The sequence below is a fragment of the Streptococcus cuniculi genome (genome assembly GCF_001921845.1).
Lineage (GTDB): Bacteria > Bacillota > Bacilli > Lactobacillales > Streptococcaceae > Streptococcus > Streptococcus cuniculi.
In genome coordinates, this window is record NZ_MSJM01000002.1 from 105511 (window position 1) to 129638 (window position 24128).

Annotated in this window: 19 protein-coding genes; 2 read left to right on the plus strand and 17 right to left on the minus strand. The window is 44.0% G+C overall.

The window, feature by feature from the left end:
• Nucleotide 1: 1 nt before the first annotated feature.
• The 4 genes from BU202_RS02275 to BU202_RS02290 all read right to left on the minus strand — a co-directional run bounded on the left by BU202_RS02275 (nt 2) and on the right by BU202_RS02290 (nt 2605).
• The gene (locus BU202_RS02275; RefSeq protein ID WP_075104187.1) at nt 2-775 is read right to left on the minus strand and encodes a ribonuclease HII; all 774 of its coding nucleotides are present in this window, start codon (nt 773-775) and stop codon (nt 2-4) included.
• Nucleotides 762-1613, minus strand: coding sequence for a ribosome biogenesis GTPase YlqF (gene ylqF, locus BU202_RS02280; RefSeq protein WP_075104188.1), 852 nt, complete (start codon nt 1611-1613; stop codon nt 762-764). Before ylqF ends, BU202_RS02275 begins: the two co-directional genes overlap by 14 nt.
• Nucleotides 1614-1797: 184 nt before the next feature.
• Complete coding sequence (locus BU202_RS02285) at nt 1798-2385, minus strand: dehydroquinate synthase/iron-containing alcohol dehydrogenase family protein (RefSeq protein ID WP_075104189.1); 588 nt, start codon at nt 2383-2385, stop codon at nt 1798-1800.
• Nucleotides 2267-2605 carry an ATP cone domain-containing protein gene (locus tag BU202_RS02290; protein ID WP_075099752.1) on the minus strand — a complete coding sequence of 113 codons (339 nt, stop codon included), beginning with the start codon at nt 2603-2605 and terminating at the stop codon, nt 2267-2269. The genes BU202_RS02285 and BU202_RS02290 overlap by 119 nt, the downstream gene beginning before the upstream one ends.
• Before the next feature lie 127 nt (nt 2606-2732).
• On the opposite strand from BU202_RS02290, the gene pepF reads away from it, so the two are divergent.
• Entirely contained in the window at nt 2733-4523 is a 1791-nt protein-coding gene (gene pepF / locus BU202_RS02295) for an oligoendopeptidase F (RefSeq protein WP_075104190.1), read from the plus strand.
• A 61-nt stretch (nt 4524-4584) separates the two neighbouring features.
• On the opposite strand, the gene BU202_RS02300 is transcribed toward pepF, so the two are convergent.
• The 5 genes from BU202_RS02300 to BU202_RS02320 all read right to left on the minus strand — a co-directional run bounded on the left by BU202_RS02300 (nt 4585) and on the right by BU202_RS02320 (nt 11700).
• Nucleotides 4585-5292: an MIP/aquaporin family protein gene (locus BU202_RS02300; protein ID WP_075104191.1), complete on the minus strand. Its 708-nt coding sequence runs from the start codon at nt 5290-5292 to the stop codon at nt 4585-4587.
• Nucleotides 5293-5356: 64 nt separating this feature from the next.
• Entirely contained in the window at nt 5357-7186 is a 1830-nt protein-coding gene (glpO, locus tag BU202_RS02305; RefSeq protein ID WP_075104192.1) for a type 1 glycerol-3-phosphate oxidase, read from the minus strand.
• 15 nt (nt 7187-7201) lie between these two features.
• Nucleotides 7202-8716 (minus strand): glycerol kinase GlpK, encoded by a 1515-nt coding sequence (gene glpK / locus BU202_RS02310; protein ID WP_075104193.1) that lies wholly within the window; start codon nt 8714-8716, stop codon nt 7202-7204.
• 181 nt (nt 8717-8897) lie between these two features.
• Complete coding sequence (locus BU202_RS02315; protein ID WP_075104194.1) at nt 8898-10370, minus strand: AcpB/EbpR/MafR family transcriptional regulator; 1473 nt, start codon at nt 10368-10370, stop codon at nt 8898-8900.
• Complete coding sequence (locus BU202_RS02320; RefSeq protein WP_075104195.1) at nt 10360-11700, minus strand: FAD-dependent oxidoreductase; 1341 nt, start codon at nt 11698-11700, stop codon at nt 10360-10362. Before BU202_RS02320 ends, BU202_RS02315 begins: the two co-directional genes overlap by 11 nt.
• Before the next feature lie 171 nt (nt 11701-11871).
• Here BU202_RS02320 and BU202_RS02325 point away from each other — a divergent pair, with 171 nt between their 5' ends.
• The gene (locus BU202_RS02325) at nt 11872-12429 is read left to right on the plus strand and encodes a GNAT family N-acetyltransferase (protein WP_075104196.1); all 558 of its coding nucleotides are present in this window, start codon (nt 11872-11874) and stop codon (nt 12427-12429) included.
• A 135-nt stretch (nt 12430-12564) separates the two neighbouring features.
• On the opposite strand, the gene BU202_RS02330 is transcribed toward BU202_RS02325, so the two are convergent.
• From BU202_RS02330 to BU202_RS02365, 8 genes are all read right to left on the minus strand, one after another.
• On the minus strand, nt 12565-14310 hold the full coding sequence (locus BU202_RS02330; protein ID WP_075104197.1) for an ABC transporter ATP-binding protein: 1746 nt from the start codon (nt 14308-14310) through the stop codon (nt 12565-12567).
• Entirely contained in the window at nt 14279-16045 is a 1767-nt protein-coding gene (locus BU202_RS02335) for an ABC transporter ATP-binding protein (protein ID WP_075104198.1), read from the minus strand. The genes BU202_RS02330 and BU202_RS02335 overlap by 32 nt, the downstream gene beginning before the upstream one ends.
• 314 nt (nt 16046-16359) lie before the next feature.
• Nucleotides 16360-18099, minus strand: coding sequence for an ABC transporter ATP-binding protein (locus BU202_RS02340; protein ID WP_075104199.1), 1740 nt, complete (start codon nt 18097-18099; stop codon nt 16360-16362).
• A 167-nt stretch (nt 18100-18266) separates the two neighbouring features.
• The gene (locus BU202_RS02345; RefSeq protein WP_075104200.1) at nt 18267-18872 is read right to left on the minus strand and encodes a DUF624 domain-containing protein; all 606 of its coding nucleotides are present in this window, start codon (nt 18870-18872) and stop codon (nt 18267-18269) included.
• Nucleotides 18873-18959: 87 nt separating this feature from the next.
• On the minus strand, nt 18960-20798 hold the full coding sequence (locus BU202_RS02350) for a glycoside hydrolase family 20 zincin-like fold domain-containing protein (RefSeq protein ID WP_075104201.1): 1839 nt from the start codon (nt 20796-20798) through the stop codon (nt 18960-18962).
• A gap of 226 nt (nt 20799-21024) precedes the next feature.
• Entirely contained in the window at nt 21025-21591 is a 567-nt protein-coding gene (locus tag BU202_RS02355) for a sialidase family protein (RefSeq protein ID WP_075104202.1), read from the minus strand.
• Nucleotides 21592-21684: 93 nt separating this feature from the next.
• Nucleotides 21685-23175, minus strand: a complete 1491-nt coding sequence (locus BU202_RS02360; RefSeq protein WP_075104203.1) for an ABC transporter substrate-binding protein — start codon at nt 23173-23175, stop codon at nt 21685-21687.
• A 20-nt stretch (nt 23176-23195) separates the two neighbouring features.
• Entirely contained in the window at nt 23196-24119 is a 924-nt protein-coding gene (locus BU202_RS02365) for a carbohydrate ABC transporter permease (protein WP_083605741.1), read from the minus strand.
• Nucleotides 24120-24128: the final 9 nt, after the last annotated feature.

Consider the following 24128-nt stretch of genomic DNA (forward strand, 5'->3'; position numbering starts at 1 on the left):
GTCACTCTCCTTCCTTCACCATTGATTTAATCGGTTCAAAGCTCTTCCGATGAATCGGAGTCACCCCTTGTTTGCTTAAGCCTTCCAAGTGCTTAGCAGTGCCATAACCCGCATTTTGGGCAAAATCATAGCCAGGATAGGTCTTGTCAAATTCTGCCATCATCTGATCTCGTGTGACCTTAGCCACAATACTAGCCGCAGCAATCGAGAGACTATTGGCATCGCCTTTGATGATGGAGGTCTGCGAAATCGGCGTTTCCAAGGTCATGGCGTCAATCAATAGATGCTGTGGCTGTACCGACAATTGCCCCAAGGCCTCTAACATAGCGAGTTTGGTCGCCTCATAGATATTGACTTCATCAATGACTTGACGGTCCTTGATACCAATTCCTACAGCAACTGCCTGCTCCATAACTTCCTGATAAATGGCTTGGTGCTTGGCTTTAGGAATTTTCTTGGAATCATTCAAATAGCGGATTTTACAACCTTTCGGCAAAATGACTGCGGCTGCTACAACTGGTCCTGCCAAGGGTCCTCGTCCAACTTCATCAATCCCTGCAATCAGCTCCAGACCTTGGCTATACAAGGCTTTTTCATAGGTCAGCATTTGCTCTAGCCGCGCATCCTCTGCTTCTTCTGCCTGAAAATCCTTGGCTTTTTTCTGGAGCAATTGCTGCACACCTGCTCGCTCATCCTTTGCCAATTCCGCTAAACGAGGGTCGTTCTTAGCGGTGATGGAAGCTAACAGGGCCTTGACTTCCTTAATCGTTACCATTTGCATCTCCTACTGTATCGAGCGTATAAAGCCCTAGCTTACCGTCTCGGACCTCCTTGACAAATAAGCTATAAAAACGGTCATAATCCTCGCGGAAACCCAGTTTTCTCGTCATATCCATGATGATGTCAGGCGCCTCATCGTCCAGATTCATCTGCTTGAAACGCTCTTTTAAGGCTTCTGGGTAATGTGTTTTGAAATAGTTTAGTCCAAAAATCGTCACCTCATCCATCGGCAATAAATTGTCCTTAATAGCGCCTGTAAGGGCGAGCTTGAGCGCTACTGCTTCATCTTCAAACTTGGGCCACAAAATCCCTGGTGTATCGAGAATTTCCAAGTCCTTATTGGACTTGAGCCATTGCTGCCCCTTAGTCACCCCAGGCTTGTTTCCAACAACTGCAATTTTCTTGCCAGCAAGGCGATTCATCAACGTTGATTTCCCAGCGTTTGGAATACCGATAATCATGGTGCGCAAGGTTTCAATCTGAATCCCTCGTTCTTTTTGGCGTTCGATTTTCTCCCGCATGAGTTTTTTAGCTGCTTCTGTGACTTTTTTGACGGTCGCTTGCTCCTTGGAGTTGACGGTCAAGGTCGGGATACCTTGCGCCTCAAAATAGGCCCGCCATTCCTTGGTAGCTGCAGGATCCGCTAAATCTGCCTTGTTTAAAATCAATAATTTGGGCTTATCGCCCACAATCTTGGTTAACATCGGATTTTGACTGGATAAAGGCAGTCTTGCGTCCACCAAAATCGTCACAAAATCAACAAATTTAAGATTTTCCTGCACCTGCCGTCTTGCTTTTGACATGTGTCCCGGGAACCAGTGAATCGTTGCCATTGTTTAACATTCCTTCCTTCGTATACATCATTTATACATCATTCGCCATTAGATAATCAATTACCATTATACCATGATTTTAAATCATGTATAGCCATTCACACTTTAGAAACTAAAAAAGAAGCAAGGAGAGTCGCTTTCTGCAAAATAACAGCTTCCTACACTTCTTTCTTGTATCTGATTGTTAAAACAACTCTTTATAAAAAGCAATGGTTTCTTCCAGCGTTGGCATGAAAGGATTGCCTGGTGCGCAGGCGTCAATAAGAGCGTTTTTTGAAAGGTATTCAAAGTCAAATTCTTCTTCCTTGATGTCCAATTCGGTCAATTTCTTCGGAATGCCAACGGTTTCAGAGAGTTTTTCAATTTCTGAGATGGCATAGTCTGCACATTCTTGGTCTGTTTTGCCTTCTGTATGAAGTCCGAGGGCTTTTGCGACATCGCGGAATGCTGCTGGTACGCGTTTGGCATTTTCCCGTTCAACAACTGGCAGGAGCATCGCACAACAAACTCCGTGTGGGAGATTATAAACAGCTCCTAATTGGTGCGCCATAGAGTGAACATAGCCTAATCCAGCATTGTTAAAGGCCATTCCTCCGAGGAAGATTGCGTTCTTCCCCCAACAAAAAAGCCGTCCGTAGACAGCTTTTGTTGGATTATCGTACTTGTTCAAAGCGTAGGTGAACATTGATGCGGTCGCCGTAACCATTGCGCTCGAGGTCGCGTTGGAGGCGGTAAGAAATATAGTGTTCAGCAATCGCAATGTAGCCTGCATCAATCAGACGGTGTTCTACTTGTGATTGCACCATGCTGATGGTCGGACGCTCTGTATGAGCTTCTTCCAAGTCTAAAACTACTTTCTTGGTCACTTGAGCCAAATTTTGACGCCAAGTATCATCGATGACATATACAGTACGAGCAGCTTTTATAATCGCTTGGTAAATTTTTTCTGGATCAAAGTCAACGACTTCTCCACTCCGTTTAATGACTTGCATAAAAAAGCTCCTTTCTTTAGGTTTTACAACCCTCTTATACTACTATTATCCAAGGATTATGCAGATTTGTCAAGTTTTTTTCCTGAAATATGATATAATATTTTCAATACAAAAAAGGAGAATTCAAATGACAAATGCGATGCCAAAACGTCAAGAAATTGATGTGCAGTTAACCTGGGATACTTCCCTCATTTACCCTTCTCATGAGGCCTATCAAAAAGGTCTTGCTGACTACAAGGCACAGGTAGAACAGTTTGAAAAAGACTACAAGGATAAACTGACTTCTAGTGAGGTGATTGTCCGTGCCCTCAAGGAATACGAGCTTATCCAAACCATTAACAGTAAGTTGAGCCACTACGCCTACTTAAACCTTGATGTGGACAAGATGAATGCAGAGCTTGCAGCTCTGGCCAATGAATACCAAGTGACCTTGGCGACCAGCTATCCAAAGATTGCCTTCTTACAGACACAGCTTGCTCTGTTGGATGAAGCAATGCTGAACGAAGTCAGCGCTCAAGAGCCACAATGGACCAGCTATATCCAGGATATTCTTCGTAAAAAACCACATCAGCTACACCCATTACAGGAAGACTTGTTGGCTAATTTTGCTCCCACATTTGGACAGCCTTACCGCAATTATGAGACGACAAAGTTTGAAGATATGACCTTTGAAAACTTCACTGCAAATGGTCAATCTTACGGAAACAGCTACGTTTTATTTGAAAATGACTACGAAATCAGCCACGATACAGAAATTCGTCGTCAATCCGCAGCTGGTTTCTACTCAACCCTTCGTAAATATAAAAATACCACCGCTGCGGACTACCTGTCTCATATCAAAAATGAGCAAATTGAGGCAAAACTACGCGGATTCAAGTCAACCATTGACTACCTGCTCTTTGACCAAAATGTTTCCCGTGAGTTGTTTGACCGCCAAATCGATGTGATTATGAAAGAATTGGCCCCTCACATGCGCCGCTATGTCAAATTAGTCGCTAAAGCGCACGGTCTTGAAAAAATCACTCACGCAGACCTAAAAATCAGCCTGCCATCAGACTTCAATCAACGCATCACGCCTGAAGAATCCAAACAATTCTTGATCGATTGCCTTGGAATCTTAGGAGAGGATTACATTCAGATGATTGAGCAAGCCTTTGATGAGCGCTGGATTGACTTTGCTCAAAACGAAGGAAAATCAACAGGTGGTTACTGTGCAACCTTGTATGATGGACCATCTTACATTCTCTTGTCTTGGACTGGTTTGATGAATGAAGTTTTGGTACTCGCACACGAACTTGGCCACGCTGGACATTTCCAATTAGCGAAAAAACAAAGCATTCTCAACTACGATCCATCGCTTTACTTTATCGAAGCACCGTCTACTGCCAATGAGGTCTTGACATGTAACACTCTCTTGAAACAAAATCAAGATCCAGCCTTCCAAGCCTACCTCATCAGTGAATTGATCAGTCGCACCTACTTCCACAATATGGTCACTCATTTATTGGAAGCGGCTTTCCAACGCGAAGTCTATACTCGTTTGGACAATGATGAATACCTCAACGGGGACATCCTCTGCCAGATTAAACTGGACATTATCAAAGAATTCTGGGGAGATGACTTTGAAATCGGAGACGATGCAGGTCTCATCTGGATGCGTCAGCCACACTACTACATGGGCTTGTACCCGTACACCTACTCTGCGGGTCTGACCATCGGAACAGCCATGGCCAAACAACTGGAAGAAAATCCTGAAGCAGTTGTTGAAAAATGGCTCGAAACCCTCTCTCTAGGCGCTAGCCTATCTGCCCAAGACCTTGCCAAACACGCAGGCGTCGATGTCTCAACAGACAAACCATTGAAAGAAACGATTGCCTATGTCGGCTCATTGGTGGATAAGTTGGAAGAATTAGTGTAGAACTAACTTTGACTATAGTATAAACCCTGTCTCGGTTAAACAAGACAGGGTTTTTATATCCTTAGAATACAAGTCCGTAGAAGATAGCTGCTAGAAGTCCGCCGATAATTGGACCTACGACTGGTACAAGTGCATAGCCCCAATCTGAGTCACCCTTGTGTTTCAAGGGGAGAATGGCGTGCATGATACGAGGGCCGAGGTCACGCGCAGGGTTCAAGGCATAGCCTGTTGGACCACCGAGCGACACGCCGAGAGAGACAATCAAAGCGCCGACAGTCAAGGTACCAAGACCTGCTGGCATATCGTAGTTGCCAAAGGCTAGCAAGCCAAGGACAAGGACGAAGGTTCCAATCGCTTCACTGATGGTGTTGGTCACGGTGTTACGGATTGCAGGGCCAGTTGAGAAGGTCGCAAGCACTGCTCCAGTATCTTCTGTTGCATCATAGTGGTCTTTGTACATCAAGTAAACCAAGATACTTCCGATAAAGGCTCCGACAAATTGAGCCCCGATATAAGGGAAGACAGAGCCCCACGGAAGATTGCCTGCATAGGCCATCGCAATGGATACTGCTGGGTTCAAGTGAGCAGGGCCTAAGAGACCACTGATAAAGGCTGCCATTGCAACCGCAAGCCCCCAACCGATGGTAATCACAATCCAGCCAGCATCCTTGCTCTTACTCTTGTCAAGCACTACGCCTGCTACGACACCGTTCCCCAAGAGGATTAACAAAGCTGTTCCGATTACTTCACCTAATAATTCTTTTTCCATATAAACTCCTTTTTAAGCCCCTTCAAGCTAGGATTTTTACTAGTACCTAGCTCAAGGTTTCATTCTATCTATTTTTTAAATAAGCCAAGTCATTCTTGACCAAGGTTTCATCCAATAATGCTCGCTGTGCTGCTTGTTCTTCTTCAGACCAGCCGTAGTAGGCTGCCATTTCAAGGAGCACGTCATCAACGATGGCGTCAAGCTGTTCCCGCATAAAAAGCATGTAGTTGGTCCGACGTAGAAGGTAGTCCACCGCAGTGAGAGCCATTTCTTCTTTCATCGCATAGTGGAGAGAGAGCAAATCACGCTGGTTGAGCTGGCTGACTGCTTCTACTTTGTGGTTCAAAGCAAAGACTTTTGGTGCGTTTGAACCATACAAGTTCGCAAGGTAGAGCGCATCATCGTAGTGCAAGCCTTTTTTCACTCCGAGTTGTGCCAAATGTTCGATTTCTTCTGCTACATTGGCTGGATTCAACTCGCCTCCTGATACAGGATAGGTTTTGGAGTTGACCAGTCTAAACTTGCGACCGTGCTCTGCTGCAAGGATTTCTGCGACCTTTTCAAGAGCACCTTCTGCCATTTTACGGAAATCCGTAATCTTACCACCAGCTAGGGTCAACAAGCCATTGTCATCCCGATCAAGAGAGGAACCACGAGAAACGGCTGATGGATCCAAGGTCTTTTCAGACACGCTGCCTTCAAGTTGGGTCAAGTCATGCTCCACATCGTCACGTGTCTTTTCATGATTGAGATAGGCTTTGACGGTATCAATCAAGTTGTTGAAACTATCATCGCTCAATTTACCGTTGTTTCCGCCATTGTAGTCTGAAGCGCCATTTCCAGAAAGTAGAGGACGTAGTCCTGCCCAACCGCTCTCAATGTCGTCAAGGGTCAAGTTGGTACCTGGGAAACGGTTATTGACAATATCCAGCAAGTAATCGACATCTTCTTGGGTAACCATTGGATTTGCCAAATCGCCTGTGTAATCGGTATCGGTCGTTCCAAAGTAAGTCTTGTTTTCACGAGGTAGAACAAAGACCATCCGTCCATCTGCATGACCTGTGTCGAAATACGTTGGTTGTGGCACGGAAAGACGGGCGCTATCAACGACTAAATGAACTCCTTTTGTTGGACGCATTTGCAATAGGCCGCTGCCTTCACCTCCGAGATTACGCACTTCATCGCTCCATGGTCCAGTGGTATTGATGACGAGACGGGCACGGATTTCAAAGGTGCTATCAGTCAAGAGATCACGCGCCACAATGCCTACGACCTTGCCATTTTCATCCTTGATAAAGCGCTCTGCTTTGACACGACTGGCAATCAAGGCACCATCTTTTGCTGCACGTTTGATATTTTCAATCACGAGCCGGGCATCGTTATTGCGGAAATCAAGATAGACACCGCCCCCGACAAGTCCTTCTTGCTTTAAGTGAGGCTCGCGTTCCAAGACTTCTTCTTTGGTCAATACTTTGTTGGCCAAGTCTGTATTGTTGACACCTGCTAAGAGGTCATACAAGTCCATGGCAACTTTTAAGCGGAACATACTGAAAGTGGAACCTTCTTCGTCATAGACTGGAAGGAGCATCGGGTCTGGTTTTGGAATGTGCGGTGCGATTTGTTGCACGACTGCACGCTCTGAAACTGTGTCTGATACGACTTCCACGTCAAATTGTTTCAAGTACCGCAAGCCACCGTGTACCAATTTTGTGGAACGGCTACTGGTTCCTTCTGCAAAGTCTTGCATTTCAATCAAGGCTGTTTCCATTCCGCTTGCTGCTGCCTGAAGCGCCACACCTGCACCAGTGATTCCGCCCCCGATAATCAGCAAATCAAGCTGTCTGTCCTGCATTTTTTCAATGGCTAATCGTCTTGTTTCTTTTGAAAATTCCATCTTGTACTCTCTTTTCTATTCTTCTTCGTCTATTTCAGCAAATAATTGAGTCGCTGCGACAGCTTTTTTCCAACCCTTGTACAGTTGTTCCTTACGCGCATCGTTCATCGCTGGTTGGAAGGATTGACCAACTGCATTCAAGGTCTTCAATTCATCCAAATCTTTCCAGAAACCAACGGCTAATCCTGCAAGGAAGGCTGCTCCGAGAGCGGTTGTTTCTAGGTTCTTAGCTCTTGCAATTTCAATGCCTAAGATGTCTGCTTGGAACTGCATGAGTAGGCTGTTCATGGCTGCTCCACCGTCTACTTTCAAGACAGAGATTGGCATACCAGAGTCAATCTGCATGACATCAATGACATCGCGCACTTGGTAGGCAATGGATTGGAGGGTGGCCTTGACAAAGTCTTCCTTGGTTGTTCCACGTGTCAAGCCAAAGACAGAGCCACGCGCGTCTGAATTCCAGTAGGGTGCACCAAGTCCTGTAAAGGCTGGTACGACATAGACTTCATCGTTGCTGGTAGACTTGCGTGCCAGCTCTTCTGATTCAGGAGATTCTTTGACCATACGCATGCCGTCGCGGAGCCACTGCACCGCACTTCCTGCGATGAAGACTGAACCTTCTAGGGCATAGTAGACCTTGCCATTGATACCATAACCGATAGTGGTCAAGAGGCTATTTTCAGACAACTGCATGTCTTCGCCCGTATTCATGACGATGAACGAACCAGTACCGTAGGTATTTTTCACCATACCAGGCTCAAAGGCCAATTGTCCGAACAAGGCTGCCTGCTGGTCACCTGCCATCCCTGAAATTGGCACTTCTGCCCCGTAGAAATGAAACGGTGCGGTTTTGCCATAAATTTCTGAATTGGACTTGACTTCTGGCAACATGGCTTTTGGAATATTCAAGAGAGCTAGAATTTCATCATCCCACTTGAGTTCCTTGATATTGTAAAGCATGGTCCGTGCTGCATTGGAATAATCGGTCACATGGCAACGCCCATTTGTCAATTTCCAGACAAGCCAAGTATCAATGGTACCAAAGAGAATTTCACCCTTTTCAGCCCGTTCTTGAGCCCCAGGCACTTGATCCAAAATCCAACGCACCTTGGTCGCTGAGAAATAAGCATCGATGACTAAGCCAGTTTTTTTATGAATCATATCAGAGTAACCATCATGCTTTAACTGGTCTGCTAGATGAGCGGTCTGACGGGATTGCCACACAATCGCATTGTAGATAGGAAGCCCTGTTTCCTTATCCCAGACAACGGTTGTTTCCCGCTGGTTGGTAATCCCGATTCCTTCAATTTGCGACGGGTTGATACCACTTTCGATAAAGGCACCTGCAATGACGGATTGAACAGAATTCCAAATCTGATTAGCGTTATGCTCTACCCAACCCGGTTTTGGAAAGATTTGTGGAAATTCTTTCTGATAACTTCCGACCTTTTCTCCTTTTTTGTTAAAAATAATCGCACGCGAGCTGGTCGTGCCTTGGTCAATGGCCATAATGTATTTTTCTTGTGTCATAGGAGACCTCCGTTATGTTGATGTTTTGAAAACGCTTCCGTTTTCTATTTATCCCTATTGTACCCTATTTTTCCTGCTAGTTCCTATCAAAAAATATCGTTTTGCAAAAATTTTTGACAAGAATAAAAAGAGTGACATTACAAAGCCTAGCGGCAGCTGCTTTCTCACTCTTTTTCAATCCTCAACGCCTTTCCATGGAAAAGCTACTGGTTTCTAAAATTCGGTGGGCGCATTTTTGCTTTTGCTCCTCCAGATGGGCTATTTTCTCTTTTAAGGCTAGAAAATCACTAGCATAGAGCCTTTTATGAAAAGAATACAGGGGTGTCTCCATCGAAACGGGTTCATCAGCTATCAGCAGGTCGTAGTCGCTTGAGGCTACATATGACTCAATGACCACAGCGTAGGTTCGTTCAAATTCCCTTTGAAGCTGCCGTAACATCGGCTCTGCCAGAATCGGGGATTGGTAGGTCAGAAAACCAATCCGCACCACCACAGGCTGGACCTGGCTGAGGTAGCGAAAGAGTTCTGCTAGACACGCCACTTCTTCCTCCCGTTGGAACACTAGGCCGGCAACATGCGGCTGATAAAAGCGCTCTAGCACCGTCGACAATAGAGAGCGCGCATTGCCCAGAAAATAGGAAGTTTCCTGTATAAGAGGTAAGTCCAAGCTCCCTTTAAAGAAGTAGACCCTGCCCAGTAATTGATTGAGATAGTACAAAATCGTTTCATGGATGGGGAGCGGATGACCAACTTCTGTGCGAATGGTCTGGTAACACCAGGTTGTCGCCTCCCGAATCGGTCCGCCAAAGGCTAACATCCGCTCAATCTGCTGTGGGGCAAGGATGGCCTGGCTCACTAAAAAGGCAAACAGGCTCATCACTTCACCCTCACGGACAGTAGATGGTTGGTATTGGTAGAGGGTGAGGGAAAAGGCGCGTAACTTCTGATACCATTTCTGCTCCATATAGGGCTTCATCAGTTGAACCAGCTCTTGAAAATCGACATCCTGTGCCCGCATACGGCGCTGTGAAATCCCCAGCCAGAGCGACAATTGCAGGGCTTGGCGGGAATTGAATGTGGTATCAAAAAAGCGTTCAAAAAGCGGAAGATAGGTAGCAATCTGACGAAAAGTAGTCTCGTTCTTTAGACTAGAGAGCGTCTTGGTCTGAAGAAAAAGCTGGTAATAGAAATAGCGGATTTGCAACTCGCTTCCCTTGAGGCGACCATTTCGGATACTCATCTGAAAATCCTGCAATAGATGATTGAGCGCAGCCAATTGCCGATTGAGACTGGCTTCACTAATGAGGAGATGCTGCGCGAGCGCTTGAATGGCAAATTCTTCCTTCTCAAAAAGATAGAGCAAAATCTGATACTTGGTGCTAAACTGGCACAGATAGGCCAACCACTCCGTATGAAGCAAGGTGTCTGTCCGCTGATGACTGACCTCTTCCTCTTTGATTGTGAGGGACAAGCCAAGTTTGCTTTGCCTTGCCTCTTCGTCAAAGGATTCGATATAGCGAGATAATGTGGTCCGTGACAACTGCAATCGTTGACTGATTTCCTTTAAGGAGAGACTGGAACGACTGTCTCTCAAATGCTCAACCAGAAGATAGATTGCCCGCTCTCTTTTTTCAAACAGATCTTCAATTCTCATGAGCATTCTCCTCTTGGCGATGGAGGTAGAGCTGGCAGGCCTCGGTCACAATCGGAACCAGATTGGTATAGCGCGGCAAGCACAACCAACTTTGTTCGACCATCTCCTGAGCTGTCATACCGTTTGAAATGGCGAGTGCCAAGGTATTCATTTGATGAATGTGGCGAGAAGTGGAAATCAGCTGTCCACCTAACAAGCGACCATCTGCACGTTGGACAATCAATTTAAAGGTCAACTCTTCTTTTTCCCATTGACTAAAAGGCGCTTGGATAGTCACAGTATCCACATCTGTCCAGAGTTGAGCCTGGCGCTCGGTCAGACCGACACTAGTGATATTGTAGCCAAAAAGGTGACTAGAAACGATGCGCTGTACTTCGTTTAAGGGACGTCTTTTGGTTACTAAATTGTAAGCGACTAAGCGCCCTGTTAAAATTGCATGATTGATGAGGGGAAGATAGGCCTTGCCAAAAAAAGCAAAGGGCAATTGAATCAAATCCCCAATCGCAAAGATATGGGGTTGACTGGTCTCCAAATACTCATCTACGACAATCGTCTTATCGGGATTACAGTCTACTATCCCTTCAACCAGCGCTGTATTGGGTTGAAAATTGGTCGCAAATAGCAAATAATCTGCTTCATAGCTAGCTTTTAGAGTATCAACCTTGACCTTATCACCAGCTGGCGAAAGGCTAATTTTCTCTACAATTTCTGCCGTATGTAGGTCAATCTTGCGTTTGGTTAATTCCTCTTCAATCCCTGCCATCAAGTCTGCATCGACATATTTGGCAAGAGGGGAGGTTTCTGCTTCAAACAGCGTCAGAGAAAGGGGGAGTTGACTGAGGGCATCGGCACTTTCTAGCCCAATCTGACCACCACCAATGATGATGACAGACTGCGCTTCCTCTATCTTCTGCTGACTGTTCTGGGCATCTGAAAAATACTTGGATGACAAGATCCGCTCTTGTAGCCTTTCATCTTCTAGATCCCAGACTTGCCCTGCTCCCATGGCTAAAATCAGCGCATCATAGGCTTCTTCGACCACCTGATTTCTCCTCTCAAGAGTTAGCGTTTGATGGTCAGCATCTAGTTGAACGAGCTTGGTTTCTAGCCGAATATCAATGGTCGTCTGCTGAACCTGAGCCCACAGTTCACTCCGTGCTTCTTCTAGCCTCCCTAACTCACCCTTTAGTTGCCAGTTGAAGACATTTGGAAAAAAGCCGACTTCCTTTTCCTTATCGACCAATACAATCTGCGCATCAGGATAGAGCTGCCGACATTCCAAGGCGGCGCTCATGCCTGCAAACGATGCTCCTACGATGATAATTTTCATAGCACGTCCTCCATTTTTCCTATTATACCATAAATTTGAAAGGGGTTACATCAACAAAACTCCTACTAACTATTTCAAGGTCTGTGGCACCTTTTCTCCAAGGAAAAGAGTTGTAACCCCTTTGCATCAATGATATAATAGCAATAAAACCACAGAGTTTGAGGTGCAAGAATGAAAAAAGTATATAAAGAGGCAGAAATATACGAAATCCTTAATCAGGTTTCTGCCCTGTATGATGAGATATATCGCCATGAAATTCAAAAAAACCATTCATTGAAAAGACGAATAGAAAATAGCCTTTCTTCAAATCTCCATCCGCTCATTGTCACCGAGGAACTGGATGGTCAGCTTCTTGGCTTCTTATTTGGCTTTGATTTTAAACCAGAAAATTGGTGGGCAAAACAGGTGGATAAAATTTTGCCTCTAAAGATAGACTGGTACCGCCACTCCTTTGAATTGAATGAGCTCTGTGTCCATGAACAGTATCGCGGAAAGGGTATCGGCTATCAGTTGATGGACTATTTGTCGTCAACCGACTTTGACTATATCTTGCTAAGCGCGCGGAGTGCTAATACCAAGGCGATGTCATTGTATACGAGACTTGGCTACCAGGTCCTGCACGATCATTTTTATTTTGAAGGGGGGCATACTCTTTTTCATATCATGTATAAAAGGAATAGAACAAGGCAAGGAGCTGCAGATAGAACTGGCGTTCATCAAAGCGACTGAACGATGTCCTAACCTTTATTCAATTCACTATATACGGAAAATCATTGACCTCACCATCAGAAAAACCGAATGCTTCAAGGAACATACTACTATTCCTTTGAAACATTCGGTTATTTTTTAGAAATATTGTATCAATCAAGCCTCTTTCATCATGCCTGCCTGCAATTGGTACATCTTATGATAAAGCCCTGCTTTTTCCAGCAACTCCTCATGCGTTCCACTTTCGATAATCTTGCCCTTGTCAAGAACGTAGATGCAGTTGGCATCTTGAATGGTTGATAGACGGTGGGCAATAGCAATGGTCGTGCGTCCTTGACGCATTTTTTCAAGGGAATGCTGGACGATTTGCTCGGTTTCAGAGTCGATATTGGCTGTTGCTTCATCCAGAATCAAAATCTTGGGCTGACTGGCAACTGTCCGTGCAAAGGCTAATAATTGCCGTTGACCTGTCGAAAAGCTACTGCCCCGCTCGGACACAGGGGACTTATAGCCATCTGGTAATTTCTGGATAAATTCGTTCGCATCAACAAATGCTGCAGCTGCACGCACTTCTTCATCGGAAATATCTTGGTACATCTTGATATTGGATTCGATTGTTCCGTGATAAAGGAAGGGATCTTGCAAGACAAGTCCAATCTTCTTGCGCAATTCTGCTTGTGAAAATTGACGAATATCCTGCCCGTCAATCAAGACCTGACCCGATTCAAATTCATAAAAGCGCATCAATACATTGATAATCGAAGATTTCCCAGAACCTGTTGCTCCGACAAAGGCAATCGTCTCTCCCTGCTTGACCTGAAAGGAAACGCCATCCAAAATTCGTCTTTTTCCATCATAGGAAAAAGATACCTCACGAAATTCGATAATGCCTTCTTCAATCTGCGCAGCACTATTTCCTTGAACTGGTTCAAAACCGGCCTCGTCAATCAAGTCAAAAACTCGACCTGCCGACACCATAGAGGTTTGCAAAGTAGAGAAATTCTGCGTCACTTCAATCAGAGGGTCAAACAAGCGATTGACATACTGGATAAAGGCATACATGAGCCCTGCTGAAATACCTATATTGAGACCACGGAAACCAAAATAGGCCATTAAAAGTGCGTAGGCAAGGAGTTTCAAGAGTGACATGGCAGGTCGTAAAAATAGGCTATCGAGAGCCATCGAGCGGTTAGCATAGGCCACATGCTCTCGATTGATTTCCTCAAATTCTGCTTTTAAGCGCTCTTCCTGGCTAAAAGCCTGAATAATTCGAATCCCCTCGATACTCTCTGCTAGTTTGCTATTGATGTCACTCAAAAGACTTCTAGTCTTAGCAATGACTGCTACCGATTTTTTGCGGTAGAGATTGACCAAGATAAAAATGACTGGTAGCAAAAGTGCCACTAAAGCTGTCAAGCGAACATCCAACATCAACATGGTGTAAAGCGTCACCGTAAAGATAAAGACTGCCGAGATGAAGCTCGATAAAATCCCTGAAAACATCTCTGAAACAGCCTCGGTATCGTTGGTAATTCGAGAGACAATCGAGCCAGCAGGTGTTCGATCAAAATAAGACATCCCTAAACGCTCCATGTTGGAGAAGGCATCCCTACGAATGTCACGCACAATGCTATAAGACACTCTAGCGAAAAAGAGATTTCCAAAATACTGAATAATGGTCTGCAAGACATACATCAGATAGTAACCGATTAAAAGCATAACTGCCGTCTGATTGACATGGTTCAAATAATAGTCGATAAAATGAGAGGCAATCAGGGGAATGATATTTTTCACAACGGTTGTCAACAAGAGCAGACCAAGAGCAAGTACCGTCAGCCATTTATAGGGCTTTAAGTAGGTCAATAAGCGTTTAAAAACAATCCATTGATTCGTTTTCGTCATTTGGCACTCCTTCCATTTCTAGCTGTTGTGAAGCGTAGGTTTCCGCATACCAGCCACCTTGCGCAAGCAAGTCCTCATGGCGGCCACGCTCAATGATTTTTCCGCCCTGCATGACCAAGATTAAGTCCGCATGGACAACTGCCGACAAGCGGTGGGCAGAGATAATCGTTGTCTTAGCTTGTCTTGTTTCCTTGAGGTTTTCAATAATCGCATACTCCGTTTTAGCATCGACTGCCGACAAGGAATCGTCCAAAATTAAAATTTCTGGATTTAAAATCATGGCACGGCTCATGGCCAGCCGTTGCTTTTGACCGCCTGACAAGGACACACCCTTTTCACCGATGACGGTATCAAAGCCTTCTGGCATAGCTACAATATCTTCATAGACCTGCGATAATTTTGTCGCTTCTTCTACTCTTTCTCGTGACAAGTCAGGATTACCAAAGCGAACATTTTCTAAAATCGTCGTCGCAAATAAGAATTGATCCTGCGGTACATAGCCGATGAGCTGGCGCAAGTCAGACAAGCGATAGTCCCGAATATCATGACCGTTGAGACTGATACTGCCTTTAGTCACATCGTGTTCTCGTAACAGCAGCTTGATCAAGCTGGTCTTACCAGAGCCAGTCTGTCCTACCAAACCCAAGGTCTGACCTTTTTCCAAGGCAAACTGAATATCAGAAAGTGTTTCTGTCTCTTCATAGCCGAATTGCTCTACATGATAAACCAAGCGCCCGTTTTTTACAACTTCAACAGGGAGACTGGCTTCTTTGACATCTGATTCTTGAGCGAGCAAGGCCTCAATCCGCTCATAGGAGACACGCCCGCGTTGCACCATATTAAAGAGAAATCCGACCGCCATCAAGGGCCAGACCAACATGTCCAGATAGGTCACAAAAGTCACCAAATCCCCGACCGTCACTTGGTTTTGCGCAATCATAAAAGCACCAACTGTCAAGGTCAAGACGTATGAAGCTCCGATAAAGAGCAAGACCAAGGGGTCAAACATGACATCGTATTTCATGGTGCGCATGTTTTTAGCAAAGGTCATCTCATTGACTTCCTGAAACGCCGCTATTTCTGCGTCCTGATAGCCGAAAGACTTGGTCACCTTAATCCCCGCTACGCTCTCTTGCACCTTATTGTTCAATTCCGAAAAAGCTGCCTGGGATTCTTTAAAGGTTTCATGGGTTTTACGACCTAACTTGCTGGTTGCAAGCGCCATAAATGGTAGCGGAATCACTGCAATCAAGGTCATCTGCCAAGAAATGGTGAAAAACATGGTCACCAAAGTTACCAAGGCTGTAATCGAAGCATCGACTGCCGACATAACGCCCCCGCCCGCCAAACGCGTCAAAGAGTTGATATCATTGGTTGCATGCGCCATCAAATCCCCTGTTCGGTATTTCTGATAAAAGGACGGAGACATCTTAGTAAAATGCTCAAATAGACGATAGCGAATGATTTGGCCCAAACGATAGGAAGTACCTAAAATATACATCCGCCAAATGTAGCGTAAACCATACATAGCAAAGGCTGCTAGCACTAAATACAAAAGTTGCAAAAGTAGGTCTGTCCTCGTCAAATTCCCACGTGTAATCGCATCAATGACCTGCCCCATAATTTTGGGTGGAATCAAATTTAAAACAGCGACTAAACTCAAAGAAACAATTCCAATGAGATATCGCCGTTTTTCTTCCTTAAAAAACCACCAGAGATTCTTAATAATCGACATGAATTTCCTTTCTTTTTCTCATGGTATAGTCAAATGAATGAACTTTCAGACCAGGAACGGAAGACGCGGACAGTACTTGATACTCTTCAAAAATCCAAAGCAGACGTTGTTGACTTGATTTGATGAACTTCAGTTCTATCTGCATCGGCCCTAGTCTGCTCTTGATTTTCATTGACTATGAGTACGGCAAGTCGAAAGTGACGATGTATCAAAGTTCATTCAAAAGACTATATTTCAACACATAGTTTTTATTATACCATAAGTGTCAGAAGAATTTTCATATCAGGATTGGACAAAGAGATGACCTCGCCTATTTAGGAGCCTGATTTCCCAACCTCTCGTTCCAACTGTTGTGACGCGTAGGTTTCCGCATACCAGCCACCCTGCGCAAGTAAGTCCTCATGACGACCCCGCTCGATAATCTGGCCATTTTGCAACACCAAAATCAGATCCGCATGTACAACGGCCGACAGGCGATGGGCAGCGATAATGGTCGTCTTGGATTCTCGCGTTTCTTTCAGATTTTCAATGATGGCATGCTCTGTTTTCGCATCCACCGCTGATAAGGAATCATCCAAGATTAAAATCTCGGGATCTAAAATCATGGCACGGCTCATGGCCAGCCGTTGCTTTTGACCACCTGACAAAGATACACCCTTTTCACCGATGACCGTGTCAAAGCCCTCTGGCATGGCCATAATATCTTCATATACTTGGGAGAGCTTGGTTGCTGCTACCACTTCTTCTTGTGACAAACTTGGATCTCCAAAGCGGACATTTCCCAAGATTGTGGTCGCAAATAAGAATTGATCCTGCGGTACATAGCCAATCAACCGGCGCAAGTCAGACAGGCGATAGTCCCGAATATCATGACCGTTGAGGCTGATACTGCCTTTTGTCGCATCGTGTTCCCGCAAAAGTAGTTTGATCAAACTGGTCTTACCCGAGCCGGTCTGTCCCACTAAGCCTAAGGTCTGACCTTTTTCCAAGGCAAAGCAAATATCGGCTAGGATTTCGTCCTCTCCATGGCTGAATTGCTCCACATGATAGACCAAGCGCCCATTTGCTACTATTTCAACAGGATTTTCGGGTTCTGCAATATCCGATGTTTGCGATAGCAAGTTCTGAACTCGGTCATAGGAGACACGACCACGCTGTACCAGATTGATTAAAAATCCGACCGCCATCAAGGGCCAGATCAACATGTCTAGATAGGTCACAAAAGTCACAAAATCCCCTATGGTCACTCGCCCTTGAGCAATCATGAGAGCGCCAGTAGTCAAGGTCAAAACATAAGAAGCCCCGATAAAAAGAAGAGCAAGAGGATCAAGGAGCGCATGGTAGGTCATGGTCTGCATTTTTTGGGTAAAGGCTCTCTCATTGACTTCCTGAAAGGCTGCAATTTCCTCTTCTTGATAACCAAAGGACTTGCCCACCTTGATACCAGCTACACTTTCCTGGACCTTGTTGTTTAAGTCTGAAAAGACTGTTCGCGATTCTTTTACTGCGCCATGTAGCTTGCGACCTAATTGATGTGTCGCAAGTACCATAAAAGGAAAGGGCAGCACCGCCACCAAGGTCATCGGCCAGGAAATGGTCCACACCATCGTCGCTAGAGTAACAAGAGCCGTCATGGAAGAATTCACAACTGTCAGAACCCCTACACCTGCTAGGCTGGTCAAGGCGTTCATATCATTGGTCGCATGCGCCATCAAATCCCCTGTCCGGTATGCTTGGTAAAAGGACGGGGACATCTTAGTGAAATGCGTAAACAGACGGTAACGCATGATTTGCCCCAAGCGATAGGAAGTCCCTAAAATATAGAGACGCCAGATATAGCGCAACCCATACATGGCAAGGGCAGCAAGAATTAAGTAGAGGAGCTGAACGAGCAATTCCGTTCGGGTCAAATCACCATGTGTTATCGCATCAATCACCCGCCCCATGATTTTGGGCGGAATGACATTTAGCATAGCCACCAAACTCAAAGAAGCAATTCCAATAAGATAGCGCCGTTTTTCTTCCTTAAAAAACCACCAGAGATGTCGAATCATCTTTTTCCTTTCTTCACTGAAGAGACTGGACACAAAGTCCAGCCTCAAGTTATATTGCTTTCTATCGTAAAAAGTCATGCGGCTTATGAAGCACTGGCATCACTCGTCTTATCGGGATAAGAACTTCTACTAGATAGAATGGTCTAAAGTCCTTTGCCATGCTTTCCTTAAGAATTTTCCAGCAATTCAAACATATCCTTCATTATCAAGGTAATGATGCAACTAGGAAGCGTTACACCCAGTAGGAAAATAACAGGAGCTAGTATCCTAAAAAAGACCTGACAAACCATGACATATCCCAGTAATAAGGCCATGATACCAATAGTCCTCGGTGCAAAAGCAATCACCAGTTTCACAGCATTGAGTAGATGATGTTCCAGCGAGGTCTCATAACGTGAAATAATCGCTATCAAATAGAGAACAATCACAGTTGAATAGCCTATCCAAGCATAGCCTACTACTTTTAGCACAAAATAAGTACTGCCATACACAAAAATCAAGGTCGCTCCTGCCACAACCGATAGCAAAAATAAACCTGTCATCACCACGGTCTGTTTTAAATTTTGCTGAAAGGCGTGGAAAAACGTTTTAAAAATAGCTGTATCATCCCCCTCTATCATTCGGAATAACACATAACTCATAGCGGTCAAAGACGTCCCAATCGTAAAAATGGGAAAGGATGTTAAGACGACCAAGAGATTTAACCACATTAAATTAAAGACCTTAGCCAAAAACTGCATCACTGGATTTTCTGGATCAAATAAGCGTTTCATGCAACTCCTCTCATACTTGTTGTTCTGACGAGTCAGAGGTCATGGTCTCCATCTTTTCCTAACCTGCTCCTAGAACAAGCTCTTCCCCTAACTAATCTGATCAATGCTTTCAGAACGAAGAAGATCTGCCGTCCAGAAGATGATCTCTTGAACTCTGTATAATTCGGACTCTTGGCTGACCTTGCGCCACGATACTTTATAATGATAAAACCATTGTTCAAGAGAAGAAGCAAGGTCTACAGAAGACATTTCTACATGAGGCGGTAGCTGATAGTAGCGTTCAAGCAAGGAAATCCCAATTTTTTGTAATAAGGCCATCCCATCTAAAGCAAGGAAATAAGGCTGAACCCGATACCTACTGCTGGTCTCTAAATGAGAAACCACTCGTGCTAATTCTTGTTTTATCCGCTCAATGCTTGCTAGAGCCTCTAAATAATCGTGAATCTTTTCAGCTTCAACAAGTTCAGACACCTGTTCTTTATAGTTCACTAAATCGCGCCACTTATAGGTCCATGCCTTAGACATCTGATTGATGACGGAGAGTAGTTGTCCTGAAGTATCCCGAAATTCCAAGCGTGAGATGACCTCATTTAGTTGATCGAAAGGCCGTCGTGTACGATTCCAGGAGCATTCGGCACCTATCATTAGCCCTGGTAGACTCATATCTGGATGATTGATGTGTCCGCAATCGCCCCAATCTGTATTCAGAATTCCTTCTGCCTGATATGCGATTGCATAGTCACACATTCTTCTAATATTTTCATAGGAAACTTCAATCTGTGGAACCAATTGATCCCATCCAGACACCCCTGGACAACAGTACTGATGGGCCCCAGTTGCTGCAACCTTTTGAATCGCTTCATCATCTTGGTCTGCCTCATATCCCCAGCTTAAGCAAATCGTTTCCTTGGGTAATCGTTTGAGATTCTCTGGGGCATTGACAATGATATCTCCCCAAAACATCGGAATTTTTCCTTTTTCCACTAGATAATGGCACAGTTTGGCAACAAATTGGACATACAATTCATTCACTCCAACCTTGTCTGCCATCTTCTTGCTTTTCCCTTTCCCTAAATCAAAGGTTTCATCCCCACAGATATTAAACTTATTCGATGTAAAAAGTGGCAGGTATTCCTCAATCAAGGAAATAGTAAATGCAAAACTATCGGGATTTGTGATATCAAGTGTATGGTGGAACTGGCGATCGACAAAAGAAAATGGATCATCCACCAAGTCTGGCATTTCACACAGATGCCTAAATGATTTGGTTCTTAACACTTTATAGAAGTGACCGAAGGTTGCTATACTTGGAACGAGTTCGATATTTCGCTCGATACAGTACTGATCCAGCTCCAAAATATCTTTCGCTGTTAAAGGAGTATCATCTCGCCAGACCTCACTCCACCCCTCAAACAAAAAGCTATGCTCAATATACAATTGAAACTGATTGATTTTATAATAAGCTAACTTATCAATGAAACTTTTTAGATAGGAGATTTTAGGAATTCGGCACCGAGTAACATCCAAATAATAGCCACGCGTTTGAATCGCAGGATAATCTTCAATGATTAAATAAGGAAGGGTGACAGCATACTCTGCAATGATTTGTCTGAGTGTTTGAATACCGTATAATAGTCCTTCCTTACTGCTTCCATCAATCCGAATGCCTTTTTCAGAAATGCTTAATCGGTAGTGTTGCTTGGGTAAACTCTCATCCTTGACCAATCGAATCGCTGCATGGTCACTGCTTCTCGTCACTTGCAAGTCAAATCCAAGGTATTGCTCGATATCTGCATGCAAAAATCTGACACACGCATAGACCGAATGCTCAAATGCGGGATCGATAACAATACGATCCATGTACGATAGGACGTAGTATTTTTCTTCCTGTACGTCAATGTGTTGTGGGAATGGTAAAATATTCATCTAAGACCTCCATTTAAGACCAACATTCTGTTAATTCAGTGAGGGGAATTTTTCGGATTCTACATCTCGTGAGACAAGAACCATCTTCTTTTCCACCTGCACAATAGGCTAGTAGCAAGTAACTTTGGCTGGAAAAACATGGCACAGTAACAATAGCCCCTATCCTGATGAGCTTCAAAAGCAACTAAGTCTCCATCGAACTCTACTGTAGGACTTAGCCTCGTCATCACATAAGGGGTTCGACCACTAAAAAATATGGGGTATCTGGTTTTTCCCGCCCGTTGTATTCAGGAATAGGATTCCAGATTGCGTAGAGGATATGATTTCGATTTTTTTGGATGGATAAGGGACTATTGGGGGACGTGAAGATGGAAGGCTCTACTTGTGACCATGTCTCACCAGGTGTACATAAGATTCGATTGCTCCAAGTTTTCACATCATCACTCGATGTCCGTAAGCACATATTCAGTTTTGCCTTGCTTTCTCTCACGAGATAAAATAGACCGATTGCCTCTCCTAAATCGAGCAAAGAAACCGACATGATGTTGATGGCTTGCTCACTCTGATAATCTAAAAGAAGAAGGGAATCACCAAATGATTCTCCATCATCTTCTGATAGCATGCCACAAATCGTTGAGGGAGCTTCATCTTCAGCCTCTGATCCCACAAAACGGCTATAGGCAAATAAAATGGAATTGTTGCTCAGTCTCACAAATGCTCCCTCACTATTACGTGGATTTGTTTCACTAGAAGGCAGATCCTTAACAATCTTCCCCATTGATCTATCGTTCATATCATTTCCTCAAAAAGTATCCAGCTATGGAAAACTGGATACTTCCTCCCCACTCATCTCTGACGGGATGAAGCAATCATCCAAGGGATTTTTCTACTGTTTTGCTTTCCAGTCTGCATATTGTTTTTGCACATCTTTCAACAAGTCTTGATAGCCAGCTTCATCTAAGGCCTGATAATATTCTTTCAAAGCTTTTTCAATTTCTTTTGGCTTGTACCCACCATTTTCAAGAGGACCTGCATACTTATCAACGACCGCACGGACTGCACTCACGAGAGCTTCGGTTTCTGTCGCATCATATCGGAAACCAGAAGTTAGGGACTTTTTAATGTCTGCATTGAATGTATCGTACAGCTCAACCTTATTTTCTGGCTCCCCTTTTTGGAGACTAGGCGCTTTAAAGCTAGTTGACTCCCAGGCACTGTGTTTAAATTTATCACTATTTGCAACTACATAACCGTCCTGAATGGTGTAATCTTCTCCCTCAATACCATATGTAAATAGGTCTGCAATTTCCTTGTCGGTATACAAATCACCTAAAAATTCAACGGCTGCTTTGGCTTCGGTTTCAGTTGATGTAGAGGAAATCGCATAGACAGAACCGAGAGTGGTATTAGAATCAACAAAGTTTCCAGTCATGTGGACTGTTTCAACAGCTTGTTTGTAACGGGTAGAGGCATTGGTATTATCTGGAACATCTGTCCACCAGCTGATTCCCCAGAAATCCGATTGAAGGGCATCCGATGGATTGGTATTGGTCAAATCACCTTCTTGAATATACCCCTTGTCTGCCCAATCCGCCATCAGCTTCACATATGTTACATAGTTATCTGTCTTTGTAACATCAACAATCTCTCCTGTTTCACGATCGACTCCCACATAAGATCCAAGAATCCAAGCAAAGTCATTCAACAAGAATTTATAGCCAAACGGAGTTGCTTGGGTAAACAATGGCGCTTTGATACCATCTTTTTTGGCATCTGCAAGCATAGGCTCAATATCTTTTAAAGCTGTCACCTTTGATAAATCCCAGTTATGTTTTTTGACCAAATCTTGACGGAACATCAAATCGTAGCCTTCTGCGATTTCTTTATAGACAGGGATAAAGTAGTTTTTACCGTTATAAGAAGATGCGTCCCAGACTTCCTTAGGCATAGAATCTCCTAATTTAGTATCTGGTAAGAGTTTCGAAATATCATAGACGCCGTTTGCTTTTACCATAGCATCTGTTGATACAGCTCCCATCCAGCTCGCTGTCCAAAAGAGATCAATTTCACCATTTGCCAAGGCTAAATTCGTTTTATTCGTGTATTCTCCACTTGGATATTCAGCATATTCAATATAGACATCTGCACCTATCTTCTTCAATCGTTCGTTAATCTTATCCTGCACTTTTTTGACTTGCTCACTATTAGAGGATGATAATTCTTGAACTGGTCGGACGACCTTAATCACTGTTCTACCATCTTCACTGGTTGAAGTCTTGGCTTTTTTATCAGAACTTTCACCTGAACAAGCTGTCAATAGACTAGACACTACTACGGTTGCTAGAGCAACAGACGACCATTTTGTAAACTTTTTCATTTTATTTCCTCCAAATAGTTTTATCCTTTAACTGAACCCATTGTTAATCCTTTAATAAAGTATTTTTGGAAAAATGGGTATAAGATCATAATTGGCCCGATAACGATTAAAACCGTGGCCATGGTTGCCGAATTAGATGGAATTGCCCCATGAAGCGCATTTAAGGCTTCTGCTGGGATATTGTTATTATTGATGAGCATGTCAATGCTTTTAGAAATGTTAATTAATAATAGCTGAAGAGGTCTTTTGCTATCACTTTCAATGTAAAGAAGTGCTCCTTGCCAATCATTCCAATAGCCAGTTGCCATCATAAAACCGATGGCAGCAAGCACTGGTTTCATCAAGGGTAGAATGATTTGAAAGAAGGTCCTTGCTTCACCTGCCCCATCAATCGCTGCTGAATCAACCAGCTCTTCTGGAATACTATTTTGAATATAGGTTCGCATGATAATGATATTCATCGTCCCAACAGTCCCTGGCAGAATCAACAACAGCAATGAATCCTTTAAATGATAGATGTTCGTATTCACGATATAAGATGCTAGCGCACCTCCGCTAAAGAGCATTGGAATCGTAATCAATACAATTAACAAACCGCGTAGAGCAAATGTTTTTTTCGTCAATACATAGGCGAACATGCTCATGAAGAATAAGCCTAAAAAGGTTCCTGTCACTGTAATAAAAATAGTAACTCCATACGATACAGCTAGTTGCTTCCCGTATCGCAACACGACCATAAATCCATCAACAGACCACTTATCAGGCAGATAGGTAAACCCTTTGTTTAAGATGACCGATTCATCTGTAAACGAAGCAATAAAGATGAGGAGAATAGGGAGTAAACAGATACAAGTGTACAAGCCTAGAACTCCAAACAGTACATATTGTCCCCAGCCTTTGCGCTCTCTCCTATTGGTAGGGGATTTCTTTTTTGTCAACATCATCGTTTCCTC